We start from the raw sequence: 361 nt of genomic DNA on the forward strand, positions 1-361 counted from the left end.
CAAACCACTCCTGTCTCGTTTACCTGAAGACTCGCCACTGTTGGGCTATTTGCCAAACAGAAATCTTGAGTATCATCGTTCGTTGTCGGTTTAGCTGGATCTGTTACTGTTACGGTTACTACTAATCTTACTGAACTTACACAACCAGTTGCTGGATCTAGGATTGCTCCATAGTATTCTCCATTAGCCAAAGCTGTGGTTGGATCTAATGGGGTTACACTTACTAGTGAACTATACCAAACCACTCCTGTTTCATTTACCTGAAGACTCGCCACTGTTGGGCTATTTGCCAAACAGAAAGCTTGGGTAGCATCGTTCGTTGTTGGTTTAGCTGGATCGGTAACACTTATTGTTACAACTA

General features: G+C 42.9%; 1 pseudogene. It reads right to left on the reverse strand.

What is annotated here, in order from left to right:
• Positions 1–361 (reverse strand): annotated as a pseudogene (locus LPB87_RS20680) (gliding motility-associated C-terminal domain-containing protein); the annotation flags it as partial.

It is taken from the genome of Flavobacterium sp. EDS, assembly GCF_020991525.1.
Lineage (GTDB): Bacteria > Bacteroidota > Bacteroidia > Flavobacteriales > Flavobacteriaceae > Flavobacterium.